This is a genomic window from Glycomyces paridis (assembly GCF_004912155.1).
GTDB lineage: Bacteria > Actinomycetota > Actinomycetes > Mycobacteriales > Micromonosporaceae > Glycomyces > Glycomyces paridis.
Window position 1 is genome coordinate 17,503 of the sequence record NZ_STGX01000019.1, and the last position, 13,769, is coordinate 31,271.

Annotated in this window: 10 protein-coding genes; 9 read left to right on the forward strand and 1 reads right to left on the reverse strand. The window is 72.3% G+C overall.

All coding sequences use genetic code 11. From position 1 onward, the window contains the following. The first annotated feature begins 106 nt into the window (after nucleotides 1–106). The 8 genes from sepH (at nucleotide 107) to E9998_RS21350 (ending at nucleotide 11,720) form a co-directional block, all read left to right on the forward strand. Nucleotides 107–1,129 carry a septation protein SepH gene (gene sepH, locus E9998_RS21315; RefSeq protein ID WP_136531717.1) on the forward strand — a complete coding sequence of 341 codons (1,023 nt, stop codon included), beginning with the start codon at nucleotides 107–109 and terminating at the stop codon, nucleotides 1,127–1,129. Between the two features lie 394 nt (nucleotides 1,130–1,523). Next, entirely contained in the window at nucleotides 1,524–2,771 is a 1,248-nt protein-coding gene (locus E9998_RS21320) for an MFS transporter (protein ID WP_158299925.1), read from the forward strand. Between the two features lie 382 nt (nucleotides 2,772–3,153). Beyond that, complete coding sequence (thpR, locus tag E9998_RS21325; RefSeq protein ID WP_158299926.1) at nucleotides 3,154–3,819, forward strand: RNA 2',3'-cyclic phosphodiesterase; 666 nt, start codon at nucleotides 3,154–3,156, stop codon at nucleotides 3,817–3,819. A gap of 207 nt (nucleotides 3,820–4,026) precedes the next feature. Next, nucleotides 4,027–5,943 (forward strand): outer membrane protein assembly factor BamB family protein, encoded by a 1,917-nt coding sequence (locus E9998_RS21330; protein ID WP_136531720.1) that lies wholly within the window; start codon nucleotides 4,027–4,029, stop codon nucleotides 5,941–5,943. Nucleotides 5,944–6,042: 99 nt separating this feature from the next. Beyond that, nucleotides 6,043–7,899, forward strand: a complete 1,857-nt coding sequence (gene glmS, locus E9998_RS21335; protein ID WP_136531721.1) for a glutamine--fructose-6-phosphate transaminase (isomerizing) — start codon at nucleotides 6,043–6,045, stop codon at nucleotides 7,897–7,899. 173 nt (nucleotides 7,900–8,072) lie between these two features. Further along, entirely contained in the window at nucleotides 8,073–9,638 is a 1,566-nt protein-coding gene (gene dacB / locus E9998_RS21340; RefSeq protein WP_136531722.1) for a D-alanyl-D-alanine carboxypeptidase/D-alanyl-D-alanine endopeptidase, read from the forward strand. 211 nt (nucleotides 9,639–9,849) lie between these two features. Next, the gene (locus E9998_RS21345) at nucleotides 9,850–10,221 is read left to right on the forward strand and encodes a holo-ACP synthase (protein WP_136531723.1); all 372 of its coding nucleotides are present in this window, start codon (nucleotides 9,850–9,852) and stop codon (nucleotides 10,219–10,221) included. Nucleotides 10,222–10,250: 29 nt separating this feature from the next. Continuing rightward, nucleotides 10,251–11,720, forward strand: coding sequence for an NAD(P)H-hydrate dehydratase (locus E9998_RS21350; RefSeq protein ID WP_136531724.1), 1,470 nt, complete (start codon nucleotides 10,251–10,253; stop codon nucleotides 11,718–11,720). A 254-nt stretch (nucleotides 11,721–11,974) separates the two neighbouring features. On the opposite strand, the gene E9998_RS21355 is transcribed toward E9998_RS21350, so the two are convergent. Continuing rightward, entirely contained in the window at nucleotides 11,975–12,484 is a 510-nt protein-coding gene (locus E9998_RS21355) for a cupin domain-containing protein (protein ID WP_136531725.1), read from the reverse strand. Nucleotides 12,485–12,789: 305 nt separating this feature from the next. Here E9998_RS21355 and E9998_RS21360 point away from each other — a divergent pair, with 305 nt between their 5' ends. After that, nucleotides 12,790–13,758, forward strand: coding sequence for a C40 family peptidase (locus E9998_RS21360; protein WP_136531726.1), 969 nt, complete (start codon nucleotides 12,790–12,792; stop codon nucleotides 13,756–13,758). Nucleotides 13,759–13,769 lie beyond the last annotated feature (11 nt).

Genomic DNA, 13,769 nt, shown 5'->3' on the forward strand with positions numbered 1-13,769 from the left:
TTCGGTTATCGGCACCCCGCCGGTTGTGGTCCGCCGGTAGGGTTGGGCGTACGCTCGGATGAGCTGGCAAGGCGGCGCTGACGAAGACACGCGAGGGGTGGAAGGCATGAGGCCTGTTCGGTTCGTAGCCCTCTCTGAGGACGGTCACGCGCTGGTGCTCGCCGACGAACTCGGCAGGCTGCTCGCCCTGCCGCTCGACGAACGCGTCGCGGCCGTGGTGGACGTCCCCGAAGGGGGCAACGCGCTGCGCGCCAAGGCCGACGGTCCCCCGAGCAAGCCCGAGGGCGCCCGCCGCCCCGTCCCGCCGCGGCCCGTCGCCGTCAACCTCTCCCCGCGTGACATCCAGACCCGCATCCGCTCCGGCGAGAGCGCCGAGGACATCGCCGCCTCCGCGCAGGTCGCCGTCGACCGGGTGCTGCGCTACGCCGGGCCGGTCCTCCAGGAGCGCGCGATGCTCGCCCAGGCGGCCCGCCGCTCCCGGCTGGCGACCTCCGAGCGCGGCGAGCGCATGTCCAATGTGGTGGATGTGAAGCTCGGCACGCACGGGGTCGACCCCGAGGCGGTCTCCTGGGACGCCTGGCGCACCGAGGACGGCTCGTGGCTCGTGCAGGCCTCCTGGTCCTCGGGCAAGACCACCGCGCGGGCGCGCTGGAAGCTCGACCGGGCCCGCCAGACCGTGACCCCCGACGACGAGATGGCCCAGTTCCTCTCGACCCCGCTCCCGCAGCAGGTCCCCGGGCACAAGGAGACCGTCTCCGAGCTCGGGGTGCGCCCCGGCGACCCGGTGCGTCCCTCGCGCGACCCGCTGCACGGGCTGCGCGAGCAGGACGACGACGCCTCGCGTCCCGACCCGCTGCGCCGCGACCGCCTCCGGGAGGTCCTGGAGCGCCCGCTCGACGACATGAACGGCCGCGGCAAGCGCACCTCGCAACTCGGCCTGCCCGGGACCACCTCCCCGGAGCAGCGCGAGACCCCCGAGGTGCCCTCGCTCGCCGTGTTGCGCCCCGGCAAGCGCTCGGTCGCCGACGACGACCTCAACACTCCGCCGCTCGCGGCGGCCGGCTCGAAGCCGCGCAACCAGCTCCCGGGCTGGGACGACGTGCTGTTCGGCTCCGCCGACAAGAAGTAGAGCGGCTCTGCCGACAAGAAGCACCGCGGCTCGGTCGACAAGAAGCACCACAGCTCGGTCGCCGAGGCCGCCGCGCGGGCTTCGCCCGCTTGGCGGCCTCGGGATCATTACTAAGCTGGCATATCCGGAATTACGGATTTGTCCCTCATGAACGCCCCTATCCAGACCGTATCCGGCGTCGGTGACATCGGGGACGGCACGGGTCGAACTCTCGGCGGGGAGGGCCTTCGGGTCCTTCTCGCCGTTTTCTGTGGGTGAGATTGGGGGGCAAGGGGGTCGGGGGCGGGAGGGGGCGGGGGTTCCAGGGGTTGGGAACGGGGGCGAGAAGTCGGTCATAGTTACTGGCTTGCCGACCGGTAAGTAAATATCATTGCATGCGATGTCCCCGGTGATCATGAGTCAGTTGCAGCGCACGTTCCGAGCCCTCGCGTACCCCGGATTCCGGGTGTACGCCGCCGGACAGCTCGTGGGGACCCTCGCGTTCTGGCTGCAGACCACCGCCGTGAGCTGGCTCGTCCTCGAACTCTCGGGGAACTCCGGGACGGCCCTCGGGTGGACGCTCGCGCTCCAGTTCGGCCCCTACCTCCTCTTCGGCCTCCAGGGCGGCAAGATCGCCGACGGCTTCGACAAGCGCAAGATCCTCCTGCTGTGCTCGCTCGGCTCGGCCGCCGTCACCGCCACGCTCGGCGCGGTGGTGCTGACCGGGCACGTGGAGCTGTGGATGATCTACGTCGGCATGTTCGCCTTCGGCTCGGTCGCCGTCATCGAGGGCCCGGCCCGCCAGGCGTTCTACTCCGAACTGGTCGACATCGAGGCCCTGCCGAACGCGGTCGGCCTCGGCAGCGCCATCTTCAACACCAGTCGCATCGCCGGCCCCGCCCTCGCCGGGGTGCTCATCGCGTTCACCTCCACCGGCGCGGTCATCGCCGTGTGCTCGGTGGTCTTCCTCGGTCCCGCGATCTCCTGCGCGGTCCTGCTGCGCCGCAGCCTGACCAACCCGGTCCGGCGCCGCGCCGACTCCGGCGGCATCCGCGAGGCGCTGCGGTACACCGCCGCCCGCCCCGACCTCATCGCCGTCCTGTTCGTCTCGCTCCTGGTCTCGGGCTTCACCTTCAACTTCGCGCTGACGCTCTCGATGCTCGCCCGCACCGAGTTCGACACCGGCGCCGACAGCTACGGCCTGCTGCTGACCGCGCTCGCGGTCGGCGCGCTCACCGGTTCGCTCGCCTCCGGTCGCCGCTCCGGGCGGCCCTCGCTGTCGACGATGCTCACCTCCTCGGTCCTCCTCGGCGTCGGCACCCTCGTGGTCGGCTTCGCGCCGAGCCTGTGGTCGGCGATGGCGCTCCTGGCGCCCACCGGCTTCGCCATGGTGTACTACGCCCAGGCCGCGAACCAGCGGATCCAGATGGGCGTGCGGGCCGACTTCCGCGGCCGCGTGCTCAGCCTGTACATGCTCGTGTTCCTCGGCTCGACGGCGGTGTTCGCGCCGATCGTCGGCTGGTTCATGGAGCAGTACGGGGCCCGCGCGGGCCTGTGGCTCGGCGGGCTCATCGCGATGGCGACGCCGACGGTGGTCGTGTTCGCCAAGCGCGCGCAGCTGCGCCGCCGCGCGGTCGCGCTCACCGGCAAGGCGATGCCCTGACCGACGTCTTCGGCTCGGCGGCCGAAGCGGGCCGGGAGGCCCGCCGGAGGCGCGGATCGAAGGCCACCGGGGCCCCGCGGACCGGTTTCGCGTTAAACGTTGATTCCCACTGGTTGAACCGCGCCTCTTGCGACACTCACAGTGGTCGCCCGAGTTCTCCCGAAGTGCCTTGAAGCTCCTGCGTCTCTGTGGTCGCAGCAGCGAACACGAGTGTTACTTCCGCGAAATTACTGTCCCGTTCTGTGGGATTTCACTGAATTAACAGGAGCCGATGCTGCGAGGATAGGTCACATCGTGACAGCCCCGACCACGCCGCGACGGCACACCATTCGCCGCGAGCGCGTGTCACACACCCTTGAGTAGAGCCCCTGGAGGGAATCCAGTGAGTGCTTCCGCCATCGCGGTCCAGCAGGCCGCGCCCCTGGTGCGGACCGAGCGCCTCTTCGCCGCGCTCCCGCTTCCCGACAACGCCGTCGCCGATCTCGCCGAAGTCGTCTCCGACCTCAACATCGCGCGCCGCGGCGTCCCCAGCAGACCCGGCGCCGTAGGGCGCCGGCCCGCCTCCGGGCGGCTCGTCCGCTCCGAGAACTGGCACCTCACCGTCGCCTTCCTCGGCGAGGTCCCCACCGAGCGGTGCGCCGAGACCGCCGAGGTCGTCGCCGAGGCCGCCGCCCAGACCGCGCCGATGCGCCTGTGCGTCTCCGGCGGCGGACGATTCGGCCGCGGCCGCTATTCGGTGGTCTACGCCGGCCTCGACGGCGACGTCGCCGCCCTGGTCGACCTCGTCCACCGCCTCCGCGCCGGACTCATCGCCGGCGGGCTCCCGGTGGACCAGAAGCAGTACCGGCCGCACGTGACCCTCGCCCGTCCCGGCGACCGCGTCACCAACCAGCAGGCCGCGCAGGACCTGCTGACCCTGCGCCGCTACTACGGCCCGTCCTGGACCGCGGGCGAGGTCGTGCTCTACAAGTCCGACTTCGGCAAGGGCCCGGTCGGCGCGCAGCCGAACTACACCGCGATCGCCGCAGCTCCCCTCGGTAGGCCCTGAGCGGTCCGGCCGCCTCCCGGCCGGACCGCTCAGGACCCGCCCTGAGGGCCGCCCCACGGGCGGGCGCGGCCTCGTCCGCACCCGCCTGAGACGGGCCCCGACCTCCGCACGGCGCAGCGGAACCGGCGACCGGCCTCAAGGGAGAAACTCGTTCGCGATCTGGTCGAAAGCCCGGATCGCGGCGGTGGCGACCGGTAGAAAGAGTGCATGTCCCACAGCGCCTCCGGCATCGGCCGCCACCGCCCCGACGCGGCCTCCGCGTCCCCGCGCACGACCGGTGCCGCCGGGCGCCCCGTCGCCCGCGTCTTCCTGCGCACCGCCGGGATCACCGCCCTCCTGTGCTGGGCGGTCCTGCTCTCGTGGGCGTCCTTCGGCACCGCCACCGGCACCGGCTCCTCCGGCGTCTACATGATCATCGGGACGGTCGCCTCGGTGCTCACCGTCGCCGTCGTCGTCACCATTGCCGCCGCCCACCCCGGCCTGCGCACCATCATCGCCGCGCTGTTCGCGGCCGTGCTCGCCGCCTTCGCCGGGTGGGCCGTGTACTCCTCGATGCCCGAGGCCGGGCCCGGCCAGTTCATCACCCACCGCGCCGGCGTCGCCGTGCTCGCCTACGTCTTCGGCGTCATCGGCGGCGGCCTCCTGGCGCTCTCGGAGTTCGTCGTCGAGGGCTACTCGGGCGGGCGCGTCCCGGCGCCGAAAGCGCTGCGGCGCAAGGTCGCCGTGTTCGCCGCCGCCGTCGTCGTCATGCTCGCGGCGGCCCTCGCCCCGGCCATGCAGCGCTGGGCGGAGCTGGCGAACGAGGACGTCATGGTGGGCACCGGCGCCGCCACCGAGGCCGGCATGGACGGCATGGCCGCACTCGCGGGCGTCGAGCGCTTCACCGACACCCCCTACGGGCTCCTGCGCACCGACCACCCCGCAGAACCCACCCCGCAGGCGGTGACGATGCTCGACCCGGCCTCGGGCGCCGCGGTCTGGTACCACCGCCGCTGGAACTGGCTCGCCGCGCAGGCGCCGGTCCTCTCCCACCCGCAGGACCTCGTCGCCCTCTCCGGCCCGCGCGCCGACGACCGCGGCGACTACCAGACGCGGGTGCTGCGCGCCCGCGACGGCGAGGAGGTCGCCACCGCGGGCTTCGACGGGTCGCCGGGGACGCTGCTGGCGGTGGCCGACGACCGACTCCTGTACGCGCAGGACCGCTCCGCGCGGTTCACCGTGTACGACTTCGGCGGGTCGGCGCTGTGGGAGGCCGAGATGCCGCCCGGGTGCGAGGGCACCGCCGGGCAGATCGCCGGTTCGCGGGTGGTGCTGCTGGCCGACTGCGTGCCCGCGCCCGACCGGCCGGTGGCCCGCGACTACGTGCTGGCCTTCGACCTCGACGACGGCGCCGAGGCGTGGGAGCAGGCGCTGGACCTCCAGGCCGAGGTGGTGCCGGAGTCGTTCCTGGTCTCGGGGGACGCGGTGGTCATCGACAGCCGCATCGAGCACCGGGTGACCGACGGGCCGTTCTCGGCGCGCCGCTTCGAGCACGGGCTCATCGCGTACGCGGTGGCCGACGGCGCCGAGCGGTGGCGCGTGGACGACCAGTCGTTCGGTTCGACGAACTCCTCGGCGTGCGGCGGGACGCTGCACCTGTCGCAGCCGACGAGCGCGGCCGCGACCGGTGTCGCGGCGACGGGGGACGCGAAGGCGCAGGTCCCGGCGGCGGAGCGGCGGACGGTGCAGATCGTGGAGTGCTACACGGCGAAGGAGCGCGAGGGCTCGTGGCTGGGCGTCATGGCCTACGACGCGGACTCGGGCGAGCGGCTCTACCGCAAGTCGGTGCGCCTGGGCTTCACGCCGCTGGACCCGGAGGTCGCGCGAGGCTGGGCGACGGTCCTGCCCGACAACCGGGCGCTGCTGGCGGCGGACCTGTCGCTGGACCCGAACGGACCGGACTGCCGCCTGTACCAGGTGGCCGGCGGCGAGGTCGCGGAGCTGGCGTTCGCCGCCGACGGCGAGGGCGCGGCGGCGGTCCCGGCGGACTGGTGCCACGACGCGCAGTTGAGCGCGGTGGGCACGGGTGCGGCGGTGAGCTTCGTGAACGAGGACGGAACGCGCGGCATCGCGATGGTCGACTGATCGTGAACGGGCCCTGAACCCCGAACCGATCATGTGGTGTGAGCAATGACCGGTCAACCGCGCACAGGCAATGCTCGAAACTGGGGTAGGGTGGCTCGCATGTGTGGAATCGTTGGATACGTCGGCCGCCGCAGCGCCGTCGACGTCGTGATCGACGGCCTGCGCCGTCTGGAGTACCGCGGCTACGACTCGGCGGGCGTCGCGCTCGTCGCCGACGGCCCCGAGGGCGGGCTCGAAGTCGACAAGCGGGCCGGGAAGCTCGCGAACCTCGAAGGGGCCCTTGCCGACCACCCGCTCCCGGAGTCGTTCTGCGGCATCGGGCACACCCGCTGGGCGACCCACGGCGTCCCCTCCGACCGCAACGCGCACCCGCACCTTTCGGCCGACGGCCGGGTCGCGCTCATCCACAACGGCATCATCGAGAACTTCGCGCAGCTGCGCGCCGAACTGGAGTCCGAGGGCGTCGAGTTCGAGTCCGACACCGACACCGAGGCCGCCGCCCACCTCCTGGGCCGCGAGTACGCCGTGGACGGGGACCTCACCGAGGCCATGACCCGCGTGTGCGTGCGGCTCGAAGGGGCGTTCACGCTCTTGGCCGTCGCCGCCGACGACCCCGACACCGTGGTGGGCGCCCGCCGCAACTCCCCGCTCGTGGTCGGCCTCGGCGAGGGCGAGTACTTCCTCGCCTCCGACGTGGCGGCGTTCATCGCCTACACGACCGACGCGGTCGAGCTCGGCCAGGACCAGATCGTCACCATCGACCGCGACGGCGTCACCGTCCGCGGCTTCGACGGGCAGGCCTCGGAGGGCACGCCCTTCAGCGTCGACTGGGACATCGCCGCCGCCGAGAAGGGCGGCTTCGACACGTTCATGCGCAAGGAGATCCACGAGCAGCCCGCCGCCGTCGCCGACACCCTGCGCGGGCGCATCGACGAGTCGGGGCAGATCGTCCTCGACGAGGTCCGCATGTCCGACCAGGACTTCCGCGACATCGACAAGGTCTTCATCATCGCGTGCGGCACCTCCTACCACGCCGGGCTCGTCACCAAGTACGCCATCGAGCACTGGACGCGCATCCCCTGCGAGGTCGAGCTCGCCAGCGAGTTCCGCTACCGGGACCCCGTCCTCGACCGCTCCACACTGGTCGTGGCGATCTCCCAGTCCGGCGAGACCATGGACACGCTCATGGCCGTGCGCCACGCCAAGGACCAGAAGGCCCGCGTCCTGTCGATCTCGAACACCGTGGGCTCCACCATCCCCCGCGAGTCCGACGCGGTGCTCTACACGCGCGCGGGCATCGAGGTCGCGGTGGCGTCCACGAAGGCGTTCCTCACCCAGCTCGCCGCCTGCTACCTCGTGGGCCTGCACCTCGCGCAGGTGCGCGGCATCAAGTACGCCGACGAGGTCTCGGCGGTGCTCGACGAGCTCGTCGCCGCCCCCGGCAAGATCGCGAAGGTCATCGAGGACCTCGAACCGGTCCGCCAGATGGCCCGCGACTGCGCCTCGGCCCAGCGGGTCCTGTTCATCGGCCGCCACGTCGGCTACCCCGTCGCCCTCGAAGGCGCGCTCAAGCTCAAGGAGCTCGCGTACCTGCACGCGGAGGGCTTCGCGGCGGGCGAGCTCAAGCACGGCCCGATCTCGCTCATCGAGGAGGGCACGCCCGTGATCGCGATCGTGCCGAGCCCGCGCGGGCGCTCGCTCCTGCACGACAAGATCATCTCCAACATCCAGGAGGTCAAGGCCCGCGGCGCGAAGGTCATCGCCGTCTGCGAGGAGGGCGACCGGATCACCAAGGCCCACGCCGACCTCGTCATCACCACCCCGGCCTCGCCGACGCTCCTGGCGCCGCTGCTCACCGCCGTCCCCCTCCAGGAGTTCGCGGCCGAACTCGCCACCGCCCTCGGCCGCGACATCGACCAGCCGCGCAACCTCGCCAAGTCCGTCACGGTTGAGTAGGACGGTCGAATAGCACGGTTAGGTAGCACAACGGCCGAAGAAGGCGTGGCGCGCGAGATGGCTTGCGCCCCACGCCTTCCGGGTCTTGTACGGTTGCCTGCGACGGCGGCGATTTCAGGCGCACTCGGATCTATCGGACCCCGCCGTACCAATCGGCGGACTACACTCGCGCCGTGAGAAAACACACCCTTATGGCAAGCGCCGCAGCAGTGACCGCCGCCGGCGCCATCGTCTTCGCGGGGACCGTCGTCGCCCAGGCCGAGGAGACCGGCGACGCCGCGCTCACCGCGGCCATCGACGCGATCCTCACCAGCCCCCGGCTCACCGACTCGCAGGCCGGTGTCGTCGTCGCCGACGCGAACACCGGTGAGGTCCTCTACGACCGGGGTGGGGACAAGCGCGCGATCCCCGCCTCGAACGACAAGCTCGCCACCACCGCCGCCGCGCTCGAACTGCTCGGCGAGGACTTCACCTACACGACCGAGGTGCTCGGCGACCGGCCCGTGGACGGCGTCGTCGACGGCGACCTCTACCTGCGCGGCGCCGGCGACCCGACCCTCCTCGAAGCCGACCTCGACCGCTTCGCCGCCGAACTCGCCGACCTCGGCGTCAGCCGCGTTGAAGGCGACCTCGTCGCCGACGACACGGCCTTCGACGCCGTCCGCTCCGGCACCGAATGGGGCTGGTCGGACCTCCAGTACACCTATGCCGCAGAGGTCTCCGCGCTCACCGTCGCCTCCGGCGACGACCACAACGCCGGGTCGGTGCGCTTCTTCGTCAAGCCCGGGGCCGCCGCGGGCGACCCGGCCGTCGTCACGACCTCCCCCGCCACCGACTACGTCGAGGTCGTCAACACCGCGACGACCGGCACGGCCACGAGCGTCACCGTCGACCGCGACCCGCACGACAACATCGTGCGCATCAGCGGCACCGTCGCCGCCGGTTCCGAAGGCACCTATGCCACCCGCGCCGTCATCGAGCCGACGCAGCTGGCCGCAGACGTGTTCGCCGACTCGCTCGCCGACGAGGGCATCACCGTCGCGGGCGGCCTCCGCTTCGGCGAGGCCACCCCGCAGGGCCCCGAGACGCTCGCCCTCCACGAGTCCGCGCCGCTGAGCGAGCTCACCGCCGAGGTCCTCAAGCCCTCCAACGCCTCCATGGCCGAAGCCCTGTTCAAGACCCTCGGCTTCCACGCGACCGGCAAGGGCACCTTCGCCACCGGGAAGGCCGCCGTCTACGAGGGCATCGAGCCCTACGGCGTCGACTCCGGGCCCGTGCGCATCGCCGATGGCTCGGGCATCTCCCGCCACAACCTCCTCACCGCCGGGACCCTCACCGACCTGCTCGTGGGCGCCAAGGACGCGCCCTGGTTCCAGACCTGGTACGACGCGCTCCCGATCGCCTGCGAGGACGGCACCCTCGCCGGGCGCATGTGCGGCACCGACGCCGAGGCGAACGTGCGCGCCAAGACCGGTTCGATGACGAGCGTCTCGGCCCTCTCCGGCTACGTGACCGACGCCGACGGGCGCGAACTGGTCTTCAGCGTCGTCTTCAACGACTTCCTCTACTCCACCGTCAAGGACGTCGAGGATCAGATCGCCGTCGCCGTCGCCGCCCACAGCGAGGACGCCACCACCGCCGAACTCAGCGCCCTCGCCGCCGACGTCGAGGAGACCCTGCCCGAAGAGGACCCCGACGGGCACCTCGAATGCACCTGGGTCGAACCCGCCGTCTGCTGAACGCACAGGAGGGGCCCGGCCGCGATGCGGCCGGGCCCCTCCGCGTACGTGCAGTACGGGCCGCGACCGGGCACTCCTGAACCGCCACCGGCGCAGACGGTCCCGCTCGCTCCCCAATGGGCCCTGACCGGCCGACAGGCAAAACCGCACCCGACAGGATGAACCGGCCCGAACAGGGGCGGTCCGCCCGATCCCGTGGCACTCTTGACGGGTGATCGTCGCCGTGGGCATCGACGTCGTCGCGGTGGACCGGTTCGAGCGCGTACTCGAACGGACCCCCAACGTCGCCGACAAGCTCTTCACCGAGGCCGAACGCAGCGCCCCCGACGGGCGCGCTCGCCGCACCGAATCCCTCGCCGCCCGCTTCGCCGCCAAGGAGGCCGTCGCCAAAGCCCTCGGCGCCCCCGGCGGCATGCACTGGGCCGACTGCCAAGTGCTCTCCCTCCCCGACGGGCGCCCCACCCTCACCATCACCGGAACCGTGGCCGCCGCCGCCGCACAGCGTGGCGTCTCGCGCTGGCACGTCTCGCTGTCGCATGATGGCGGTATCGCGACAGCGGTGGTGATCGCCGAAACGGCATGACGGGCCCCAGCGGCCTGAGAGGGACAGCCATGAACGGTGCCTGGTCAGCAGCGGCGATCCGCCGCGCCGAAGCCCAACTCATGTCCCGACTCCCGCCCGGCACCCTCATGCAGCGCGCCGCCGCCGGACTCGCCGCCGAGTGCGCCCGACTCCTCCGCAAACGCACGCCCCAGGGCCCCAAGCGGAACCAAGGCGTCTACGGCGCCACCGTCATCGTCCTCGCCGGACCCGGCGACAACGGCGGCGACGCCCTCTACGCCGCCGAACGCCTCGCCCGCCGCGGCGCCCGCGTCTTCGCCGTCCCCGTCATGGGCGACCGCGTCCACCCCACCGCAGCCGCCGCGCTCGTGCGCGCCGGCGGCCGCCTCGTCGCCACCCCGCCCGCCCGCTGCGACCTCCTCCTCGACGGCGTCCTCGGCATCGGCGGCAGGCCCGGACTCCCCGGCCGGGCCCTGGACCAGCTCGGCCGCATCGAAGCCGGCACCGTCGTCGCCGTCGACGTGCCCTCCGGAGTGGACGTCGACACCGGCGCCGTCCCCGCCAGCGCCGTCACCGCCGACGTCACCGTCGCCTTCGGCGCCCGCAAACCCTGCCACGTCCTCGGCCGCGCCTCGCTCCTGACCGGGCGCCTCGTCCTCGTCGACATCGGACTGGGCGACGTGCTCGACCCGAACCCGGCCGTGCGGGTCGCCGACGAGGGCGACATCGCCGCGTGGTGGCACCGGCCCGGACCCGACGACGACAAGTACACGCGCGGCGTCGTCGGCGTCGCCGCCGGCTCCGAGCGGTACCCGGGGGCCGCGGTGCTCGCCTCGACGGGCGCGCTCGCGGGCCCGGCCGGGTACGTGCGCTACGCGGGGTCGGCCGCAGAGTACGTGCGCCGCACCAGGCCCGAAGTGGTGTGCACGCCGACGGTGAAGGAGGCCGGGCGCGTCCAGGCGTGGCTGGCGGGGCCCGGGTTCGGGACCGACGAGGCCGCGCTCGCCGAGCTGCGGGAGGTGCTCGTCTCGCCCGCGCCGGCGGTGCTGGACGCGGACGCGCTGACGCTCATCGGCGAGTACCCGTCGGTGCTGTCGCGACGGGAGGCGCCGGTGGTGCTGACGCCGCACGACCGCGAGTACGAGCGGCTGTACGGTTCGCCGCCGAGCGAGGACCGTGCGGGTGCGGCGGCGGCGCTGGCGAAGCGGCTCAACTGCACGGTGCTGCTCAAGGGGCACCACACGGTGGTCGCTTCGAGCGACGGCGCGGTGTGGGCGAACCCGACGGGGCGCCCGCAGTTGGCGACGGCCGGTTCGGGCGACGTGCTGGCGGGTTTCATGGCCTCGCTGCTGGCCTCGGGCATGGACCCGGTGCGGGCGGCGGTGGCGGCGGCGTACGTCCACGGCGCGGCGGGGGGCCTGGCGGCCGAGGGCGGCCGCACGGTCGCGGCCTCGGACGTGGCGCGGGAGCTCCCGGCGGCGGTGGGCGCGGTGCTGTCGCGCGGTCGGGGTGCGGCTTAGAACGCGAATGTGAGGCGCGTTGCGCTTCTACCATCCACAAACCCCCACCCACCCGAGGGGAACCGACTGTCGCGCCGTTCGATCGTTCCGCGGGGGTACGACAGGAATCGCGCGACACGCGCGCCTCACGGGACGGAAGTCACCCGAAAGCGTGAATGAAGGTTGGCGCGAGCGCGGGCGCGGCGGTCGGGAGGGTGGACCCGTGATCGCTCCTCGACTTCAACGGGCGCGGGCGTCGCCGTCGGGCTCGTGCGTCACCAGTCCTCGCCCGCGCGTTTGATGCGCGAGGGGGCGAGGCCGGTTTCGTCGAGGAGGTAGGTGCGCATGGCTTCGAGGCCGGGCGAGTAGACGTGGAGGCTGACGGCGGGCGCGTCGGAGTCGTTGCGCATGGCGTGGACGGTGCGGTCGTCGCAGGCGGCGACGTCGCCGGCGGTCATGGGGCGGCGGTGGAGTCCGGGGAAGTCGCCGGGGCGGACGGTGAACTCGGTGAGGGCGCCGGAGACGACCGCGACGGCGGCCGCGGCGGGGCGGGCGACGCCGCCGTGGTCGTGGAGTTCGGTGCCCTGCCCGGGGAGCCAGGCGAGGAGCCAGGCCTCGTGGCCGGGCCCGGCGAGGACCCTGCGGGCCCAGCGGCTGCCGTTGGTGAAACGCGGGCGGAGGGTGAGGTTCGCGGCGTAGAACGCGGCGAGCGCGGCGAGCCGGTCGGTGGCGAGGACGGCGCCGTCGGTGGTCGCGGCGGTCGGGTGCGCGGTGGCGTTGCTCATGGAGTGAATGGCCTTCGGTGCGTCGGAGCGGTGGTCGTCGCGGGCGCGCCGAGCCGCGGGAGGCGGCTCAGCGCCGGTGACAGCACAGGGTGAAGGTCATGTCGGCGATGATATCAATTCCCAGCCAACTCACAGGAGCGACACACCAACGGTGGAATGGTCGTTACGCTGCGAATTTGTCACGGCCTCGGTCTTCCGGCGGCATTTCCCGCGCGCTAGGCTCATGTTCGTCCCGCGGCGGCGTGCGTGCGCCGCAGGCCAGGTGAGCACCCCGTCCTCCCCGGATCCGAAGGAGCACCCTCCTCGTGAAGCAGCCGTCTGCCCGACGCAAATGGACTTCCGCCGCCGTCATCGGCGGCCTCCTGATCGCCTCGGCGGGCTCGGCCCCGGCCTGGGGCCAGCGCGACACCTCGGAGATCAACGACGAGATCGACGCCGCGGACGAGGACCTCGCGGCCGCCGTCGAGGCGTACAACGTGCTCGCCCAGGACGTGGACGACAACCGTGACCTCATCGAGGAGACCGAGGCGTCGCTCAAGACCGCCGAGGAGGACCTGGACGTCCTTCGCGATCAGCTCGCCGACTTCATCGGCGAGACCTATGTGGAGCAGGGCATCGGCGATACGGCGCTGCTGCTGGACTCGGGTTCCCCGCAGGCGTTCGTCGAGCGCCTCGACCGGCTGAACTCGGCGAACCTCTACAACTTCGACCTCATGGACGACCTGCGGACCGCCTCCGAGGAGTACACGGCGCAGCTCGACCTTCTCAACGACCTCCAGGCCGACCTCGAGGACGAGGAGGCCGAGCTCGACAAGGCCGCCGACGAGCTCACCGAGCGCATGTCGGACCTGGAGACCGAGTGGAAGACCGCCGCGGGCGAGGAGTCCCCGGCGTTCGCCCAGTACGACCTGCCGTACATGTCCGAGAACCGGAAGGCCGTCGTGCAGTTCGCGCTCGCCCAGATCGGTGAGCAGTACGTGTGGGGCGCGGCCGGGCCGGACAACTGGGACTGCTCGGGCCTCATGCTCGGCGCGTACGCCCAGATCGGCATCGACCTGCCGCACAACGCGGCCGCGCAGAACAACATGGTCGCCTCCATCAGCGAGGACGAGCTCCAGCCGGGCGACTTCGTGTTCTACAACAACCTCGCGCACGTGGGCATGTACATCGGCGAGGGGCTGATCGTGCACGCACCGAACTCGACCACGGTCGTCAAGGTCGTCGAGCTCCACCACGGCAACGTGTACTACGGCGCGGGCACGCTCCTGGACTAGCGTTTCTGGAC